Here is a 16,542-nt window from a genome sequence, read left to right as displayed (position 1 = left end):
AAGGCCGGTACGGTTATGTCAGACGATGCGGTGTTCGCGCGCGTCCAGGTCGAGCAGGCCCGGAGCTGCGCGTGGGCGACCACCCTGGACCGGGCGCGCGAGATGGTTCCCCCGAACCCGGCCGACGCCAGCCTGGCCGAGGCCGTCGACACCCTCCGCCGCCGCGGTATGACGGTGACGGACGCCGTCGCACCGCACATCGGCGCCGCAGAGCTCGCCGCGGCCGACGTCTACGTGATCCCGCACCTCGCGCGGCCGGGCGTCGAGCGCGTCACCGGTGACCTGCCGCCCGTCTACGCCACCGACGAGCTCGACGCGATCGAGCAGTACGTCCGGGACGGCGGCGGGCTCGTCGTACTCGCCGAGTGCGACACCGCGACGTCGGGCAACAACCTGGACGAGCTGCTCGGGCGGTTCGGGGTCCACGTCGAATCGGTGGTCGTGCAGGAGGCCGCGGGCGACCGCCGGCACGGCGGCAACGCCACCTGGGTCCGCTCGGAGATCGCACCCGACCTGAACGGGCAGGGCATCGTCGCCGCGGTCGACGGCGCCTGCTTCTACCGCACCGGCGTCCTCGACCTCACGGCATCGCCCGGCGCCACCGTGCTGGCCCGCACGAGCGACACGGCCTCCCCCGCGGGCCGGCCGCTGGCCGCCGCGCTGCAGGTCGACCGCGGCCGCGTCGTCGTCTTCGCGGACTCCGACCTCGTCGGCGACGACTCGATCGACGACCTCGACCAGCGCACCCTCTGGGCCAACGCCGTCACCTGGGCCGCCGGGGCGCACGAGGACACGCCCGCGGACGCCGGCACCGGCGCGGCGGACAGCCCGGACTGGGCCGCGCTCAAGGCCGCGGTGGAGGAACTGCGTGGCCTGCAGGACGAGTCCGGCGCCGTTCCGGACCCCGCCGATCACACCCGCGCAGGCGACCTGGTCGACGAGATCGTGATGCGGATCGCCGCGCTGGCCCCCCGCTTCCCCCACGACGCGGAGTACCTCGCCGCGCTGCCCTTCGACTTCCGGCGGTGGATCGAGGGCGGCTTCGAGCGCCCCGAGTTCGACGAGTCCCTCGCGGCCTTCCGGCCGGACCGGGATCGGGTCGACGGCACCGAGCACCTCGTGGTCTTCCCGATGTACACGCAGAACGGCAACGCGGGCAAGGTCTTCGAGGCCGTGATCCTCCGCGTCGTCTGGCCCGCATGGCTGGCCGAGACCGAGCGCACCTTCGACAACCGGCAGTTCCTGGCCGTCGCCTTCGAGGACTTCACCCCCGGCTACGACACCCACTCCGCGGTGCTCTTCCCCGAGACCGTGACCGTCGCGCAGACCCCGGAGTTCCACTGGGGCGCCATCTTCTGCGACCGCGAGGCCGCCCGGTTCCGCCGGGTGACGAGCGCGGCCGCCGAGATCCTCTCGCTGCGCCTGCCGCCCGACGGCGAGCGACTCGTCGCCTCGCAGTCCCTCGCCCAGTCGACGTTCGCCCTGTGGGACCTGATCCACGACCGCACCCACAGCCGCGGCGACCTGCCCTTCGATCCGTTCATGATCAAGCAGCGGATGCCCTACTGGCAGTACTCCCTCGAGGAGCTGCGCTGCGATCTGACCACCTTCCGCGAGGCCTACCGACTCCAGCAGGAGGGCCACCCGTACGGGCTGCCGGTGCAGCTGGCGATCCTCTGCGACCGCCTCTTCCGCTTCCCCATCACCGGTGACCGCGTGCGCAACTACGACGGCCTCGGCGGGCAGCTGCTGTTCGCCTACCTGCACCGGCACGGCGCGCTGCGCTGGCACGACAACCGGCTCTCCTTCGACTGGAAGGAGCTCCCGCTCCAGGTGATCCGGCTGACCGAGGAGATCGAGGAGCTCTACCGCACCGGCATCGACCGGTCGAAGGTGGGCCAGTGGCTGGCGAGCTACGAGTTCGTCTCCTCCTACGTCGCGCCCGGCCCCGGTTCGACCTGGGCGAAGGGCCCGTCGGCCCTGCCGCTCGACGGTCCGCCGAAGGCCCTGGTGGACCTCGTCCTCGCCGACGAGTTCCCCCTCAACATGTTCTACGAGGCGCTGCGGCGCAAGATGGCTCCCGTGATCGAGAGCGCAAAGGGCATCACGGCGGCGACGGCGACGGAGGTACCGGCATGAGCGGGGTGACGGGGCGCACCGTCGTGGTGACGGGCGCGAACGGGGCACTGGGCCAGGAGGTGGTGCGGCGGCTCGTCGCCGCCGGGGCGAAGCCCGCGGTGATCACGCGCGGCGCGCCGGCGGAGTCGATCGCGGACCTCGACGGCGTCAGCGCCTACCGCGCGGACCTGTCCGACCGGGAGGCCACCGCGGAGGCGGTCCGGCGCATCGTCGCCGAGCACGACGGCGCCGACGGCCTGCTGCACCTGGTGGGCGGCTGGCGCGGCGGCACGCCGATCGACCAGGCCGACCCGGCGGACTGGAGCTTCCTGGAGGTCGGCCTGATCCGCAGCCTGCAGAACGTCTCGCAGCCGCTGTTCCCGGCACTGGCCGCGAGCGAGGACGCGCGCGTCGCCGTCATCTCGTCGGTCTCGGTCGCGAAGCCGACGGCGAAGAACGCGATGTACGCCTCCGCCAAGGCGGCGGCCGAGGCGTGGACCCTCGCGCTCGCCGACGGCTTCGCCGGCACCGGCGCCGCCGCGGCGGTCGTCCGCGTGATGGCGCTGCTCACCCCGCAGATGAAGGCCGACGCCCCCGAGCGGAAGTTCCCGCGCTACACACCCATCGGCGACGTGGCCGACCACCTCGTCGCACTGTGGGACGCCCCCGCGGCCGAGGTCAACGGCACCGTCGACACCCTGGTTCCGGAGGTGACCGCATGACCCGCCTGCACGACCCCGACAAGCGCGGCTTCGCGAGCGACAACTACGCCGGCGTGCTGCCGGAGGTGCTCGAGGCCATCGCCGAGGCCAACCTCGGGCACCAGGGCGCCTACGGCGCCGATGACTACACCGCGGCGCTCGGCGACCGGATCGCCGAGATCTTCGGTGCCGGGGCGCGTGCCTTCCCGGTCTTCAACGGCACCGGTGCGAACGTCGTCGCCCTGTCGGCGGTCTCCGATCGCTGGTCCGCGGTGGTCTGCGCCGACTCCGGCCATATCCACGTCGACGAGGGCGGCGCCCCGGAGAAGCTGGCCGGGCTCAAGCTGTTCGTCGTGCCGACCGTCGAGGGCAAACTGACGCCCGAGGCAATCACCGGCGCCGTGCCCGACCGCGCGGGCGACGTGCACTGGGCGCAGCCGCGCGTGCTCTCCGTGGCGCAGTCCACCGAGCTCGGCACCGTCTACACCCCGGACGAGCTGCGGGCCCTCGCGGACTACGCGCACGAGCGCGGCTGGCTGCTGCACATCGACGGCTCCCGCCTCGCGAACGCCGCCGCGAGCCTCGGTACGAGCCTGCGGGCGATCACCACCGACGTCGGCGCCGACGTCGTGAGCGTGGGCGGCACCAAGAGCGGCCTGCTCGGCGCGGAGCTGGTGGTCGTCCTCGACACGGCCACGGCACCCGGGATCGAGTACGTGCGCAAGCTGTCGATGCAGCTGGCGTCGAAGCAGCGCTTCCTCGCCGCGCAGTTCCTCGCCCTGTTCTCGGACGACCGGTACCTGCGCGTCGCCGGCCACGCGAACGCGATGGCCCGGCTGCTCGCCGAGCTCGTCGGCGGGATCGACGGGGTCGCCCTCACCCAGCCCGTGCAGTCGAACGCGGTCTTCGCCGAGCTCCCGCACGCCGCCGCCGAGGCGCTCATGGAGCGGGTGCCGTTCTACTTCTGGGACGAGATCCGCGGCGAGGTCCGCTGGATGTGCGCCTGGGACACCACCGAGGACGACGTCCGCGCCTTCGCCGCCCTCGTCGCGGAGGAGCTCAGCCGAACCTCGGGAATTTGATGTAGGCCAGACCCATGAGGTCGATCGACAGGTAGCCGAGGATCGCCGCGGCGACGCCGCCGCCCACCACGAGGGCGGCGCGCCGCCAGTCCCGGCGCGGCGACGCCGTGAGCCACCAGCCGATCCCGGTGAACGTGACGATCGGGCCGAGCAGGGCGACCGGGAGCGCCGCGAGGCCCGTGTCGCCCACGATCCGGACCAGCCGGGCGACGCCCCCGAGGAGCACCGACACCGTCACGGTGGCGCACAGCATCGTCGTCCACCGCGGGCCGCGGGCCACCAGGAGGTAGCCGAGCACCGAGCCGACGGCGCCGCCCACGGCGACGAGCGCGATCACCGCCGAGCCCGCCGCACGAGCGCGTACCCGGCCGCGATCCCCAGAGCGGAGACGAGGGGCGCGCCGAACAGGAACCGCACGCCCGCGGACGGCGGCATCCCGAGCAGGGACACCAGCCCGTAGACGCCGATCGAGCCGAAACCGGCGAGCACGCCGAAGGCGAGGAAGGCGAACCAGCGCTCACCGACGACGTCGCGCAGGGCGAACAGCGCTCCGGTCAGCAGGGAGAGGACCGCGATGCCGACGAACCGGGCGTCGAGCTCGAGGGCCCGCCACGCGGGCGCGGCCGAGAGCTTCGTGGTGGCGATGCCGACCAGGGCGCCGCCGAGCGCGACGCACGCGAGGGTGCGGCGGTCGGTGGGCAGGCGGGCACCGTCGGGCGCCGGCCGGTCGGGGGAGGTCTCCTGCACTCCGTCGACGATACGGACCGTCAGTACGCGCCGTCGGAGGCGAGCACCGTGCGCACGGTCCGCGCGATGATGCCGACGTCCCGGCCGAGCGACCAGTTCTCGACGTAGCCCACGTCGAGCCGGATCGACTCGTCCCAGCTGAGATTCGACCGGCCGTTGACCTGCCAGGCCCCGGTGACGCCGGGCTTGACCAGCATTCGGCGGAGCATGACCGGCGGATACTGCTCGACCTCGTGCGCCAGCGCCGGGCGCGGTCCGACGACGGACATCGACCCGCCGAGCACGTTGAAGAACTGCGGCAGCTCGTCCAGGCTGTACCGACGGATGAACCGGCCCACCCGGGTGACCCGCGGATCGTTCTTGACCTTGAACAGCGGGCCGGCGCCCATGTCGTCGCCCGCCAGCACGTCGCGCCGGACATCGGCGTCGACGTACATGCTGCGGAACTTGATCATGTCGAAGAGCTCGCCGCCCGCGCCGACGCGCTGGGCGCGGTAGAGGACGGGGCCGCGGCTGTCCGCCTTGACCGCGGCGGCGATCACGAGCATCACGGGTGCCGCGACGAGGACACCCGCGCCGGCGACGGTGAGGTCGAGGAGGCGCTTGCCGAGGCCGTAAGAGCGCGCGGGCTGCGGCGCGGCGACGTGCGTCATCGGGGTCCGCCCGACGGAGCCGCTCACGAGCCGGGCACGCGCGACGTCGGGCAGGCCGGCCGTGACCACGAGTTCGACGCCCTCCGCGGCGAGCTGCCACATCAGCTCGCGGATGTCGTCGGGGCCGAGCGAGTCGGTCGCGGTGAGCACCACGATCCCGGCGCCGGTCTCGCGCACCGACTCGATCACCGTCCGGTCGGTTCCCACGACGGGGATCCGCGTGCCGGACAGCTCGATCGCGTCGACCACGACGGCGTCGTTCGCGGGGAGGCAGACGCCCACGACCTCCGCGCCCGCGGTGTCGGCCTGGAGCAGGCTCCGGGCCGATGCCGTTGCCGAAGCGAAACCGCCGACGACCAGGGTGGGCACCGGTGCCGCCGCGGCGGCGCGCCGCCGGAACCGGAGGCGCACGAGGAGCGCGCCGGCCAGCGCGACGGGCGCCGAGGCGACGAACAGCGCGTGGGGGAGCATCCAGGGGAAGAACAGCTCGATCAGGATCAGCGGGCCGTAGACGAGCTGGGCCGTGACGAGCACCCGGCGCAGCTCGGGCGAGCCGAGCTGCAGCAGCGGAACGGCCATCGGCCGGGAGCGCCACAGGCGGAGGAACCAGAACAGGTTCACTCCGACGACGAGGGCCGCCAGCTCGGGGACGCTCTCGCCCTCGGCGTAACCGACGGTGAGCCCCGCGGCGGAGGCTGCGACCGCCACGACGGCGTCCGCGGCGACGATCCGGCGGGCGAGACGGTTCCGGTGCGCCTCGGCGACCGCGCGCGCCGGCTGCGGACGGGCGACGGTCGGAGCCGAGGCCTCTGCGGCGGGAGCCCGCACGGGCTCGGGCGCGATCACGGTGACGGGCAAGGGCTCCGCCGGGGCGACAGGGGTCGCCGCCCAAGTGTCGATCGACATTGTCCCGCTCCTCACATCCATTCACCGCGACTGGACGCGGAATGCGACGCCTCGACCGGATCAGAATCGCTAATCTACATATTGCAGTTGCGAATAGCTAATCCCGTGAGCCTCGTCTCACCCACTACGCCTCCTGAGCGCTCCGTCGCACCTCGTGAGCGTGACGGCGCTCACAGCCGCTCCCCGGATCGTCGAGGAGCGTGCCGCCGAGAACATCGTTCGCACTGTTCACAGGCCGTACTCTCGTCGTCCGATCTCGCTCCGCGTCGCGAACGCCCCACGCTTCCGAGAGCCCCGCGCAGCGGATCCGAGCGACCGCCGGTTGCTACCGTAGACGCTCAGCATTGCAATCGCAAGCTGAATTAGCCGTTTGCAACCAGAAAAGATGTGAGGGTTATGCTCAATCACCGAAGCACCCCCCGAGAGTTACGGAAGTCATCATGAAATGCCGACTGTGCGGGTCGTCACAGCTACGGAGCGTGGTCGACCTCGGTGCCACACCACCTTGTGAAATGTTCCTCACGGCAGCGGAACTGGACGGCCCCGAGCCCACCTATCCCCTGCACCTGCGGATCTGCGACGAGTGCCTGCTGCTCCAGATCCCCGCGCTGATCGTCCCCGAGGAGACCTTCTCGGAGTACGCGTACTTCTCCTCGTTCGCGGCGAGCTGGGTCGACCACGCGCGTCGCTTCGTCGACGAGTCGATCCGCCGGCTCGAGCTCGACGGCGACAGCCTCATCGTCGAGGTCGCGAGCAACGACGGGTACCTGTTGCAGCACGCGGTCGCGGCCGGCGTGCCCTGCCTCGGCATCGAGCCGTCGGTCAACGTCGGGCAGGCCGCCCGCGACAAGGGCGTCCCGACGGTGACCGCCTTCCTCGGCCCGGAGACCGCCGCGCAGGTCCGCGCCGAGCACGGCCCCGCCGATCTCGTGGTGGCGAACAACGTCTACGCGCACATCCCCGACCTGCTGGGTTTCACCCAGGGCCTGCGGGGGCTGCTCGCGGACGACGGCTGGCTGAGCGTCGAGGTGCACCACGCGCTCGCCCTCGTCGCCGAGGGCCAGTTCGACACGATCTACCACGAGCACTTCCAGTACTACACGGTGCTCAGCGCCCAGCGCGCGCTCGCGACCGCGGGCCTCACGGTGGTCGACGTCGAGACCATTCCCACCCACGGGGGCTCGATCCGGGTCTGGGCGCGCCCCGACGGGGTCGCGCAGGCACCGTCGGACCGGGTGCGCGAGGTGCTGCGGATCGAGGAGGAGGCCGGGCTGCACGCACTCGCCGGCTACACCGGCATGCAGGCGCAGGCCGACCGGGCCCGGCAGGACCTGCTCCGCTTCCTCCTCGACTGCCGCGCCGCCGGCAAGCGGGTCGCCGGCTACGGCGCCCCGGGCAAGGGCAACACGCTGCTGAACTACTGCGGCATCCGGCCCGACCTGCTCGAGTACACCGTGGACCGCAATCCCTACAAGCACGGCCGGTTCACCCCGGGCACGCGCATCCCCATCCACGAGCCCGAACGGCTCGACGCCGACCGCCCCGACGTGGTCGTGGTGCTGCCGTGGAACCTCGAGACCGAGATCACCGAGCAGCTGCGTCCCCTGATCGACCGGGGCACCGAGGTGGTCTACCCCATGCCCCAATTGCACACCGCGCGGCCGGTGGCCGCCACCACGGAGGTCTGAGCGATGAAGGTTGTCCTGTTCTGCGGCGGCTACGGCATGCGCATGCGCAACACCGCCGACGACATGGTGCCCAAGCCCATGCAGCTCGTGGGGCCGCGTCCGCTGATCTGGCACGTGATGCGCTACTACGCCCACTTCGGGCACACCGAGTTCGTGCTGTGCCTGGGCTACGGCGCGCAGCACATCAAGAACTACTTCCTCAACTACCGCGAGACCGAGTCGAACGACTTCGTCATCCGCGGCGGCGAGGTGGAGTTGCTCGGCGCGGACATGCGGGACTGGACGATCACCTTCGTCGACACCGGCCTGGAATCGGCCATCGGGGAACGCCTCCGGCGCGCGCGGCCCTACCTGGACGGCGACGAGTACTTCCTCGCCAATTACGCCGACGTGCTCAGCGACGCGCCGATGAACACCATCATCGACCGGGTCAAGGAGACCGGCTCCGCCGCGTCGATGCTGCTGGTGCCGCCGCAGTCCTCGTTCCACTGCGTGGACGTGGACGGCGACGACAAGGTCACCGGCATCACCCCCGTCTCCGAGTTCCCGATCTGGGAGAACGGCGGCTACTTCGTACTGACCCAGGAGGTCTTCGACCACCTACCGCCCGGGGGCGACCTGGTGGCGGACTCGTGCACGGCGCTGTCCAAGGAGGGGAAGCTGTTGGGCTACAAGCACCGCGGCTTCTGGAAGCCCGCCGACACGTTCAAGGAGCGGGCCGACCTCGACGCCGGCTACGCCCGCGGCGACCGCCCCTGGATGGTGTGGAAGGACCCGGTCGGATGATCGGGCTCTCCGCCGGCCGGATCTCGGAGATCGCGGTCCTCGGCGCGCACTGCGACGACATCGCGATCGGCATGGGCGGAACCCTGCTCCAGCTGGCGGAGGCCAACCCCGGCCTGCGCGTGCGGGCCTTCGTGGCCAGCGGCGCCGGGACCCCGCGCGAAGCGGAGGAGCGGGCGGCGCTCGCCGCCTTCGCGCCCGAGGCGGAGCTGCACATCACAGTGCTGGACCTACCCGACGGGCGGGCCCCCGCGCACTGGCAGCGGGAGAAATCCCTGCTGGCGCAGTTCAAACGGTCGGCGTCGCCCGACATCGTCTTCGCCCCCCACCGGGGCGACGCGCACCAGGATCACCGCCAGCTCGCGGAACTGGTGCCCCAGGAGTTCCGGGACCACCTGATCCTCGGCTACGAGGTCCTCAAGTGGGAGACCGACACCCCGCGGCCCACCGTCTTCAACCCGCTCTCGGCGTACGCCGCGATGACGAAGGCGCGGCTGCTCTCGGAGCACTACCCCTCGCAGGTCGACCACGACTGGTTCGACGACGAGTCCTTCCTCGGCCTGGCACGGCTGCGCGGCATCCAGTGCCGCGCCACCTACGCCGAGGGTTTCATCTTGGAAAAAGCGATCGTAGATCTCGGAGGAAATCGATGAAGGTCCTGCTCACGGGCAGCCAGGGGTACCTGGGAACGGTGATGGCGCCGATCCTGCGCGCGGAGGGGCACGAGGTCACCGGCCTCGACTCCGGGCTCTTCGCCGACCGCGTCCTCGGGCCCGCGGTGGCCGACCCGCCCACGATCACCACCGACCTGCGGGACGTGACCGTCGAGGAACTGCAGGGCTTCGACGCGGTGATCCACCTCGCGGCTCTGTCCAACGACCCCCTGGGCTCGCTGGCACCGGAGATCACCTACGACATCAACCACGCCGCGTCGAGCCGGCTCGCGCGGCTGGCGAAGGACGCGGGCGTCTCCCGGTTCCTGTACGCCTCCACGTGCTCCGTCTACGGCGCCGCGGGGGACGGCCTCGTCGACGAGGAGGCCCCGCTCAACCCCATCACGCCGTACGCGATCAGCAAGGTGCGGGTCGAGGACGACGCCGCCGCCCTCGCGGACGCCGACTTCACGCCCGTCTTCCTGCGCAACGCCACGGCCTTCGGCTTCTCGCCGCGCCTCCGCGCGGACATCGTGCTGAACAACCTGATGGGCTACGCGGTGCTCACGGGCGAGGTGCTGGTGCTCTCCGACGGGACGCCGTGGCGCCCGCTGGTGCACGCACAGGACATCGCCCGCGCCTTCGCCACCTGCCTCACCGCGCCCAAGGAGACGATCTCGGCGCGCGCCTACAACATCGGCACCGAGCGCAACAACGTCACCGTCGCCGAGATCGCGCAGGCCGTGGTCGACGTGGTGCCCGACGCCGCCGTCCGGATCACCGGCGAGGCCGGCAACGATCCGCGCTCCTACCGGGTCGACTTCTCCCGCGCGCGCGACGAACTGGGCTTCGAGGCGCAGTGGACGGTGCCGGACGGCGCGGCCGAGCTGCACAAGGCCTACACCGAGTACGGGCTCACAGAGCACACCTTCCACGACGACTTCACCCGGCTCGCGGTGCTCAAGGAGCTGCAGGCCGGGGGCGCCATCGACGCCTCGATGCGCCGGCGATGACCGGGTCAGCCCAGGCGGGCGCGCAGGTCGGCCCAGGAGCCGGCCGCGCGGTCCCGCGCCGAGACGATCGACGCGGCGAGCGGCCACTGCAGCGCCAGCTCCGGATCGGCGTGGTGCACCGCGAGATCCTCGGACGGGTCGTGCGGGCGGTCGATCCGGTAGCAGACGTCCGCCACGTCGGTCAGCGCCTGGAAGCCGTGCAGGAATCCCGGCGGTACGTACAGCGTGCGGAAGGCCTCGTCGTCCAGGCGGAAGGCCTGACTGCGGCCGAAGGTGGGCGAATAGGGTCGCGCGTCCACCAGCACGTCGTGCACCGCGCCGTGCGCGCAGCGCACGAGCTTCGCCTCCCCGCGGCCCGAGCGACCGTGCATCCCGCGGAGCACGCCCCGCACCGAGCAGGACTGCGAGTCCTGTACGAATCGCGCTGCGGCACCCGGCTCCCCGAGGTACTCGTCGAAGATCTCCGCATCGAAGGTGCGGGTGAACAGTCCCCGGTCGTCGGCGTGCGGGGTCGGAACCAGCAGCAGGACGTCGGCCAGGTCGGTCTGCTCGATGCGCATGAGGACATGCTGCCATGAGACACGCACGCGCGTGCCGCGCCTGCGGCTCCGTCAAACTCACCCGGGTGCTCGATCTGGGCCGGGTTCCCGCGGCCGATCACTTCCCGCCCGCCGGATCCCCGGTGGATCCCGGCGAATCCGCCCACCCGCTCGCGATGGACCTGTGCGCGGCGTGCGGCCTCGCGCAGCTCGCCGACGACGACACCGTGACCGACGAGCCGCGCGGCGTGGAACCGCGCGCCCTGCGCGAGCAGGCCGCCGACGCCGTGGCCCGGGTCGCCGAGGCCGGCCTCCTCCCCGGTACGACGGTGCGCGAGTTCGGGAGTCCGCACGGCGGCACCTGGCTGCCGCTGCTCGCGGACCGCGGCTTCCACGAGACCGACGGCCCCGCCGACGTCGTGCTCGACAGCTTCGGGATCATGCACGAGCCGGATCAGCGGGCCGCCTTCGCCGCGCGGGCCGCGGCCGTCGCGCCCGGCGGCGTGCTGCTCCTGCAGTACCAGCCGCTCGGCGGCATCGTCGACCAGCGGCAGTGGACCGCCCTGCGGCACGGCCACTTCGGCTACTACACGCTGACCGCCCTGCTGCGCCTGCTCGACGCCGCCGGCCTGGAGCCCGTGCGCGCCTTCGAGTTCGACCTGTACGGCGGCACCGTGCTGCTCGCGGTGCGGCACGCCGGCGCGGCCGACGTGGTGCCCGGCGCCGGGGCCGCCGGCCCCGTCGTGCGCCGGATCCTGGCCACCGAGGCCGACGCCGGCCTCGGCACCCCCGCCGGCCTGCGCACCCTCAGCGCGGCGCCCGCCGACCAGGCCCGCGCGCTGCGGGAGTGGGCGCAGGGGCACGCCGCCGCCGGCCGCACCGTCGCGGCCTACGGCGCCGCGTCGCGGGCCGTGGCCCTGTTCGCGCTCGCCGGGCTCGACGCGTCCCTCGTGACCTGCGTGGCCGACGCGTCACCGTCGAAGCAGGGGCGCCGCATGCCCGGCACCGACATCCCGATCGTCGCGCCCGAGCACCTGACCACCCTCGACGGCCCCGTCGTGCTGACGCTGCCCGACCTGTACGACGAGGTGCTCGACGCCTGGCCCGCCCTCCGTGGAAGATTGGTGAACCAACCATGACCGAACCCGGATTCGCCCGTTCCCGCGCGCTGCAGGACCGCCTGCACCACCTGGTGCCCGGTGGCGCGCACACCTACGCCCGCGGCGCCGACCAGTACCCCGAGTTCATGCCGCCCGTGCTGACCCGCGGCCGCGGCGCGCGGGTGTGGGACGCGGACGGCAACGAATATGTCGAGTACGGCATGGGCCTGCGCGCCGTGACCCTGGGGCACGCCTACCCGCCCGTCGTGGAGGCCGTGCGCGCCTGCCTCGACGACGGCCTGAGCTTCAGCCGGCCCACGACGACCGAGCTCGACGCCGCCGAGGACTTCCTCGAGCTTGTACCGACCGCGGACATGGTGAAGTTCGGCAAGAACGGCTCCGACGCCACCACCGCCGCCGTCCGGCTGGCCCGCGCCGCGACCGGCCGCGACCTGGTGGCGGTGTGCGACCAGCCCTTCTTCTCGGTGGACGACTGGTTCATCGGCGCCACCGACATGGCCGCCGGGATCCCCTCCGCCATCAGCGATCTCACGGTCCGCTTCCGCTACAACGACGCGGACTCCCTGCGCGCCCGGTTCGCCGAGCACCCCGGCCGCATCGCCGCCGTCTTCCTCGAGGCCGCCTCCGCGCTCGCCGAACCGGAGCCCGGCTTCCTCGAGACGGTCCGGGCCCTGTGCGACGAGCACGGCTCCCTGCTCGTCTTCGACGAGATGATCACCGGCTTCCGCTGGTCGGCCCACGGCGCGCAGTCCGTGTACGGCGTGACGCCGGACCTCTCCTCCTGGGGCAAGGCGATGGGCAACGGCTTCCCGATCTCGGCGCTCGCGGGCAAGCGCGAGTACATGGAGCTCGGTGGGCTGAACACCGACGCCGAGCGCGTCTTCCTGCTCTCCACCACGCACGGGCCGGAGTCGGTCTCGCTCACCGCGTTCCGCGCCGTGGCCCGGGCCTACCGCGAGGGCGACCCGGTGGGCGCGATGGAGCGGGCCGGGCGCCGCCTCGCCGACGGGGTGAACGCCGCGGCCGAGGCCGCGGGCGTCGGCGACGCGGTGCGCGCGATCGGCCGCCCGTCGTGCCTGGTCTTCACCACCCGCGATGCCGAGGGCGCGCCGTCGCAGCCGTACCGGACCCTGTTCCTGCAGGAGCTGATGCGGCGCGGCGTGCTCGGGCAGTCCTTCGTGATCTCCGCCGCCCACACCGACGCCGACGTCGACCACACCGTCGACGCCGTCGCGCAGGCGCTCGTGCCGTACCGGAAGGCGCTGGAGGCGGGCACCGTCGACGGGCTCCTCGAGGGTCGGCCCGTGGCGCCCGCGCTGCGCCGGACCGCCGCGCCGCGGCGGCTGCGCGGCGGAGCACCGTCATGACCGCGCCGATCCGCGTCCTCGTCGTGGGCCCCGCCCCTCCCGGACCCACGAGCCGCGGGGGAATGGCGACCGTGGTCGGTCACATGGCGGCGCAACCGGATCCGTCGATCGAGGTGCGCCTGCTCACCACGTACGTGGACGGCACCGTCGGGCAGCGCCTGCGGGCCGGCCTCGGCGGGATGGCGGCAGGCACCGCGGCCGTTCTCCGCGGCGATGTCGACGTGGTGCACGTGCACCTCTCGCACGGCGGCAGCGTGGTGCGCAAGGCCCCCATCCTCTGGGCGGCGCGCCTGCGCGGCGTCCCCGCGATCGTGCACGGCCACAGCTTCGACTTCGGCGGCTGGGTGACCGGGCTCCCGCGGCCGGTGCGTGCCCTCGTGCGGGCGGCCCTGCCCGCGGACCGCTGGCTCGTGCTCGGCACGGGCCTCGCGGCGGAGTACGCGGCCGCCCTGGACCTCGCGCGGGACCGCGTGGAGGTGCTCTACAACCCCGTGCCCGCGGCCCCCGACGGTTCCGCCGGCCCGGCCGCCGGCGCCGCGACGGACGAGGTCGTCCGGGTGGTCGCGCTCGGACGGCTCGGCGTGCGCAAGGGCAGCTACGACCTCGTCGCGGCGGTGGCCGCACTGCCGCCCGCCGTCCGCGCGCGGCTGCACCTGACGCTCGCCGGCGATGGCGAGGTGGACCAGGTGCGCGCGGCCGTCGCGGCGGCGGGTGTCGGGGACGCCGTGACGGTGAGCGGCTGGGTCGACCCGGCGGGGCGCGACGCACTGCTCGCCGCCGCGCAGGTCTTCGCGCTGCCCAGCTACGACGAGGGACTGCCGATGGCGCTGCTGGAGGCCATGGCCGCCGGCCTGGCGCCGCTGACCACCCCCGTCGGCGCCATCCCCGACGCGATCACCGACGGCGAGGACGGCCTCCTCGTACCGCCCGGCGACGTGCCCGCCCTCAGCGCCGCGCTGGCGCGGTTGGTCGAGGACCCGGAGCTGCGGAACCGCATCGCCGACGGCGCCCGGCGCCGGGCCCGCGACTTCGCCATCGGGCCTTGGCACGCGCGGCTGGCGGCGCTGTGGGCCGAACTCGCGGACTGAGCGCTTTCCCGGCCACCGCGCCGAAGTCATCCCTGCGAGAGGTGCTCGGGCTTCTCGATGATCGCGGCCTGGGACTGCTTGCGGGACAATCCCGCCGCCGGGAGCCACACGTCGGGCCCCGGCGCGTCGTACGCCCACAGCGGCCCGTGGAACGCCGACGACGTCCCGAAGTAGGTGACGTCCATGCCGTATCTGTTGGCGAGCGCGTACCAGCGATCGCCCAGCCGGTTCCACTGTTCCGCGCTCGCCGCGGATTGGCCCGGCCCGTACCAGCCGACCTCACCGACGGAGCATTCGACCTCGCTGCGGGCGCACCAGTCGCCGAACATCCGCAGCCGCCCGAGGAAGCCCCGCTCGTACCCGAGATCCACCCACGACCGTCCCTGGTCCCGGACGTAGCCGGGGTCGAGCTTGGCCGGGTCGAAGACCTCGCCCACGCCGCTGTTGCGCACGGGATACATGTGCTGGGAGTACACGACCCGACGCAGGGGATCCTCCACCCAACCGCCGTTCGGATCCGTGTACGCGAAGTCCGAGAACCGCGAGCAGCACAACGACTCCACCCACAGCACGGTCCTGTCTCCGGCGGCGCGCAACGTCCTCACGACCTCGTTGACGTGCCGCTGGTACACCGCGTAGGCGGGCTTGTCCGCGGACTGCAGATCGGCACGGGTGGGATGGCTGAACCGGGTCGGCTCGTTGAACAGGTCGTAGGCGGCCACGGCGGGTTCGTCACGGAAGCCGTCCGAGAGCTTGCGCCACACCTGGTTGGTCTGCGCGGGAGTGAGGCCGGCACCGCAGACCAGGGGCGCCGTCGTCGCCCTCGGCGCGCGCCACTCGCAACCGTTGTGCAGGCCGAGCACCACGCGCATGCCCGCCGCCTTGATCCTGGCGACCTCCGTCCGGATCGCGGCCCAGTAGGCCGGATGGAAGCTCTCGTCGCCCGAGCCGAGTCCGGGTTGCAGGTAACTCCAGTCCACCGGGAGCCTGATCACCCGGTGTCCCAACTGCTGCAGCCGCTCGTACGACAGCGGCGGCTCCCCCGTGCGGGTGTCCTCGGGGTGGTCGTAGATCGTGACCGCCTGCGTGAGCAGGGTGGCGACGTTGATGCCCCGCATCCTCGCCGTCGACGGCTCCGGCGACCGGACCACGACGACGAGCGACGTGGCTACGAGGGCCACGACGAGCAGGGCGATCAGGGCTCCGCGCCGGATCGCAGTCATGCGCACACCCCCGCGGCGGTCATCGACGGGTCCGCGGCACTCCGGGACCCAGCGACCCGAGCCTACTGCATTCGCAACACGCAACGGTAACCTGAACCCGTGCTGCACTACGTCCACATCCTCGGGGTCCGATTCGACGACCTCTCCTTCGACGCGGCCGTGGCCCGCCTGCAGGACGCCGCGCGCGGGGACCGGCCGCGCACCGTCGTCTTCCCCAACGCCGCGACCCTGAACCTGGCCGCGCAATCCCCCGCCTACCGGGCCGCCCTGAACGCGTCGACCTACGTCTTCGGCGACGGCACTGGCGTGCGCTGGGCGGCGCGGATGCGCGGGGTACGGCTGCGCGCGAATCTCAACGGCACCGACGTCGTCCCCGCACTTCTGCGCGCGACGCCGGGCCTCCGGGTGTACCTGCTCGGCGCGACCGAAGAGGTGAACGCGGCCGCGGCCGACGCCGTGGCGCGGCTCCACCCCGTGGACGTCGTGGGCCGCCACCACGGCTTCTTCGACCACGACGACTGCCCGGACATCCTGGCCGCCATCGCCGCTGCGGCCCCCGACGTGCTCCTCGTCGGCTTCGGCAACCCCTTGCAGGAGGAGTGGATCACCCGCAACCGCTCCGCCCTGTCCGTACCGCTCACGGCCGGTGTGGGCGGGCTCTTCGGGTTCTGGGCCGGAACCCGCACCCGCGCACCGGGCTTCGCCCGCCGCATGGGCGTGGAGTGGGTCGACATCCTGCTCCGCGAGCCGCACAAGGCGCGGCGGTACCTCCTGGGCAACCCCACCTTCCTGCTCCGGTCGGTGCGTTCCCGCGCGGCCGACCGCCGGGCCTGACCGCTCGAACCAGACGTCGGAGTCCC

General features: G+C 72.7%; 16 protein-coding genes. 11 read left to right on the top strand and 5 right to left on the bottom strand.

Going from position 1 to position 16,542, the window contains the following annotated elements; genetic code table 11:
• Positions 1-15 precede the first annotated feature (15 nt).
• Genes ACM9LD_RS19935 through ACM9LD_RS19925 form a run of 3 tightly spaced genes read left to right on the top strand, consistent with a single transcriptional unit; the run spans position 16 to position 3,901 of the window.
• On the top strand, positions 16-2,139 hold the full coding sequence (locus ACM9LD_RS19935) for a DUF6421 family protein (RefSeq protein WP_415678286.1): 2,124 nt from the start codon (positions 16-18) through the stop codon (positions 2,137-2,139).
• Entirely contained in the window at positions 2,136-2,840 is a 705-nt protein-coding gene (locus ACM9LD_RS19930; RefSeq protein WP_415678285.1) for an SDR family NAD(P)-dependent oxidoreductase, read from the top strand. The genes ACM9LD_RS19935 and ACM9LD_RS19930 overlap by 4 nt, the downstream gene beginning before the upstream one ends.
• The gene (locus ACM9LD_RS19925) at positions 2,837-3,901 is read left to right on the top strand and encodes a threonine aldolase family protein (RefSeq protein ID WP_415678284.1); all 1,065 of its coding nucleotides are present in this window, start codon (positions 2,837-2,839) and stop codon (positions 3,899-3,901) included. Before ACM9LD_RS19930 ends, ACM9LD_RS19925 begins: the two co-directional genes overlap by 4 nt.
• Here ACM9LD_RS19925 and ACM9LD_RS19920 read toward each other — a convergent pair.
• The 3 genes from ACM9LD_RS19920 to ACM9LD_RS19910 are packed head-to-tail and all read right to left on the bottom strand — an operon-like array spanning position 3,879 to position 6,207.
• Positions 3,879-4,238, bottom strand: coding sequence for a hypothetical protein (locus tag ACM9LD_RS19920; RefSeq protein WP_415678283.1), 360 nt, complete (start codon positions 4,236-4,238; stop codon positions 3,879-3,881). The genes ACM9LD_RS19925 and ACM9LD_RS19920 overlap by 23 nt on opposite strands.
• Positions 4,235-4,648 (bottom strand): hypothetical protein, encoded by a 414-nt coding sequence (locus ACM9LD_RS19915; RefSeq protein WP_415678282.1) that lies wholly within the window; start codon positions 4,646-4,648, stop codon positions 4,235-4,237. The genes ACM9LD_RS19920 and ACM9LD_RS19915 overlap by 4 nt, the downstream gene beginning before the upstream one ends.
• 20 nt (positions 4,649-4,668) lie before the next feature.
• Positions 4,669-6,207 (bottom strand): sugar transferase, encoded by a 1,539-nt coding sequence (locus ACM9LD_RS19910; RefSeq protein WP_415678281.1) that lies wholly within the window; start codon positions 6,205-6,207, stop codon positions 4,669-4,671.
• Positions 6,208-6,647: 440 nt separating this feature from the next.
• Here ACM9LD_RS19910 and ACM9LD_RS19905 point away from each other — a divergent pair, with 440 nt between their 5' ends.
• The 4 genes from ACM9LD_RS19905 to ACM9LD_RS19890 are packed head-to-tail and all read left to right on the top strand — an operon-like array spanning position 6,648 to position 10,344.
• A complete protein-coding gene (locus tag ACM9LD_RS19905; protein ID WP_415678280.1) occupies positions 6,648-7,895 on the top strand; it encodes a methyltransferase domain-containing protein in 1,248 nt (415 codons plus the stop codon).
• Positions 7,896-7,898: 3 nt separating this feature from the next.
• A complete protein-coding gene (locus tag ACM9LD_RS19900; RefSeq protein WP_415678279.1) occupies positions 7,899-8,681 on the top strand; it encodes a glycosyltransferase family protein in 783 nt (260 codons plus the stop codon).
• Positions 8,678-9,331 (top strand): PIG-L deacetylase family protein, encoded by a 654-nt coding sequence (locus ACM9LD_RS19895; protein ID WP_415678278.1) that lies wholly within the window; start codon positions 8,678-8,680, stop codon positions 9,329-9,331. The genes ACM9LD_RS19900 and ACM9LD_RS19895 overlap by 4 nt, the downstream gene beginning before the upstream one ends.
• Entirely contained in the window at positions 9,328-10,344 is a 1,017-nt protein-coding gene (locus ACM9LD_RS19890; RefSeq protein ID WP_415678277.1) for an NAD-dependent epimerase/dehydratase family protein, read from the top strand. The genes ACM9LD_RS19895 and ACM9LD_RS19890 overlap by 4 nt, the downstream gene beginning before the upstream one ends.
• A 5-nt stretch (positions 10,345-10,349) precedes the next feature.
• On the opposite strand, the gene ACM9LD_RS19885 is transcribed toward ACM9LD_RS19890, so the two are convergent.
• On the bottom strand, positions 10,350-10,904 hold the full coding sequence (locus ACM9LD_RS19885; RefSeq protein ID WP_415678276.1) for a dTDP-4-dehydrorhamnose 3,5-epimerase family protein: 555 nt from the start codon (positions 10,902-10,904) through the stop codon (positions 10,350-10,352).
• A 14-nt stretch (positions 10,905-10,918) separates the two neighbouring features.
• Between ACM9LD_RS19885 and ACM9LD_RS19880 the strand changes: the two genes are divergently transcribed.
• The 3 genes from ACM9LD_RS19880 to ACM9LD_RS19870 are packed head-to-tail and all read left to right on the top strand — an operon-like array spanning position 10,919 to position 14,459.
• Positions 10,919-12,022: a class I SAM-dependent methyltransferase gene (locus ACM9LD_RS19880; RefSeq protein ID WP_415678275.1), complete on the top strand. Its 1,104-nt coding sequence runs from the start codon at positions 10,919-10,921 to the stop codon at positions 12,020-12,022.
• Positions 12,019-13,371, top strand: coding sequence for a glutamate-1-semialdehyde 2,1-aminomutase (locus tag ACM9LD_RS19875; protein WP_415678274.1), 1,353 nt, complete (start codon positions 12,019-12,021; stop codon positions 13,369-13,371). The genes ACM9LD_RS19880 and ACM9LD_RS19875 overlap by 4 nt, the downstream gene beginning before the upstream one ends.
• Positions 13,368-14,459 (top strand): glycosyltransferase family 4 protein, encoded by a 1,092-nt coding sequence (locus ACM9LD_RS19870; protein WP_415678273.1) that lies wholly within the window; start codon positions 13,368-13,370, stop codon positions 14,457-14,459. The genes ACM9LD_RS19875 and ACM9LD_RS19870 overlap by 4 nt, the downstream gene beginning before the upstream one ends.
• A gap of 26 nt (positions 14,460-14,485) precedes the next feature.
• Here the strand turns inward: ACM9LD_RS19870 and ACM9LD_RS19865 are convergent, their stop codons facing one another.
• A complete protein-coding gene (locus tag ACM9LD_RS19865; RefSeq protein WP_415678272.1) occupies positions 14,486-15,682 on the bottom strand; it encodes a glycoside hydrolase family 5 protein in 1,197 nt (398 codons plus the stop codon).
• A gap of 99 nt (positions 15,683-15,781) precedes the next feature.
• Between ACM9LD_RS19865 and ACM9LD_RS19860 the strand changes: the two genes are divergently transcribed.
• Positions 15,782-16,516, top strand: a complete 735-nt coding sequence (locus ACM9LD_RS19860) for a WecB/TagA/CpsF family glycosyltransferase (protein WP_415678271.1) — start codon at positions 15,782-15,784, stop codon at positions 16,514-16,516.
• Positions 16,517-16,542 lie beyond the last annotated feature (26 nt).

The organism is Tsukamurella hominis (assembly GCF_965137015.1).
GTDB classification, from domain to species: Bacteria; Actinomycetota; Actinomycetes; order Mycobacteriales; family Mycobacteriaceae; genus Tsukamurella; species Tsukamurella hominis.
Note: the sequence above shows the minus strand (reverse complement) of the source record. Positions and strands in the feature narration are given on the sequence as shown.

Bases quoted from the DNA above. Each gene is read 5' to 3' on its own strand.
- ACM9LD_RS19935 (WP_415678286.1), top strand. From the start codon at position 16: ATGTCAGACGATGCGGTGTTCGCGCGCGTCCAGGTCGAGCAGGCCCGG.
- ACM9LD_RS19930 (WP_415678285.1), top strand. From the start codon at position 2,136: ATGAGCGGGGTGACGGGGCGCACCGTCGTGGTGACGGGCGCGAACGGG.
- ACM9LD_RS19925 (WP_415678284.1), top strand. From the start codon at position 2,837: ATGACCCGCCTGCACGACCCCGACAAGCGCGGCTTCGCGAGCGACAAC.
- ACM9LD_RS19910 (WP_415678281.1), bottom strand. From the start codon at position 6,207: ATGTCGATCGACACTTGGGCGGCGACCCCTGTCGCCCCGGCGGAGCCC.
- ACM9LD_RS19905 (WP_415678280.1), top strand. From the start codon at position 6,648: ATGAAATGCCGACTGTGCGGGTCGTCACAGCTACGGAGCGTGGTCGAC.
- ACM9LD_RS19900 (WP_415678279.1), top strand. From the start codon at position 7,899: ATGAAGGTTGTCCTGTTCTGCGGCGGCTACGGCATGCGCATGCGCAAC.
- ACM9LD_RS19895 (WP_415678278.1), top strand. From the start codon at position 8,678: ATGATCGGGCTCTCCGCCGGCCGGATCTCGGAGATCGCGGTCCTCGGC.
- ACM9LD_RS19890 (WP_415678277.1), top strand. From the start codon at position 9,328: ATGAAGGTCCTGCTCACGGGCAGCCAGGGGTACCTGGGAACGGTGATG.
- ACM9LD_RS19885 (WP_415678276.1), bottom strand. From the start codon at position 10,904: ATGCGCATCGAGCAGACCGACCTGGCCGACGTCCTGCTGCTGGTTCCG.
- ACM9LD_RS19880 (WP_415678275.1), top strand. From the start codon at position 10,919: ATGAGACACGCACGCGCGTGCCGCGCCTGCGGCTCCGTCAAACTCACC.
- ACM9LD_RS19875 (WP_415678274.1), top strand. From the start codon at position 12,019: ATGACCGAACCCGGATTCGCCCGTTCCCGCGCGCTGCAGGACCGCCTG.
- ACM9LD_RS19870 (WP_415678273.1), top strand. From the start codon at position 13,368: ATGACCGCGCCGATCCGCGTCCTCGTCGTGGGCCCCGCCCCTCCCGGA.
- ACM9LD_RS19865 (WP_415678272.1), bottom strand. From the start codon at position 15,682: ATGACTGCGATCCGGCGCGGAGCCCTGATCGCCCTGCTCGTCGTGGCC.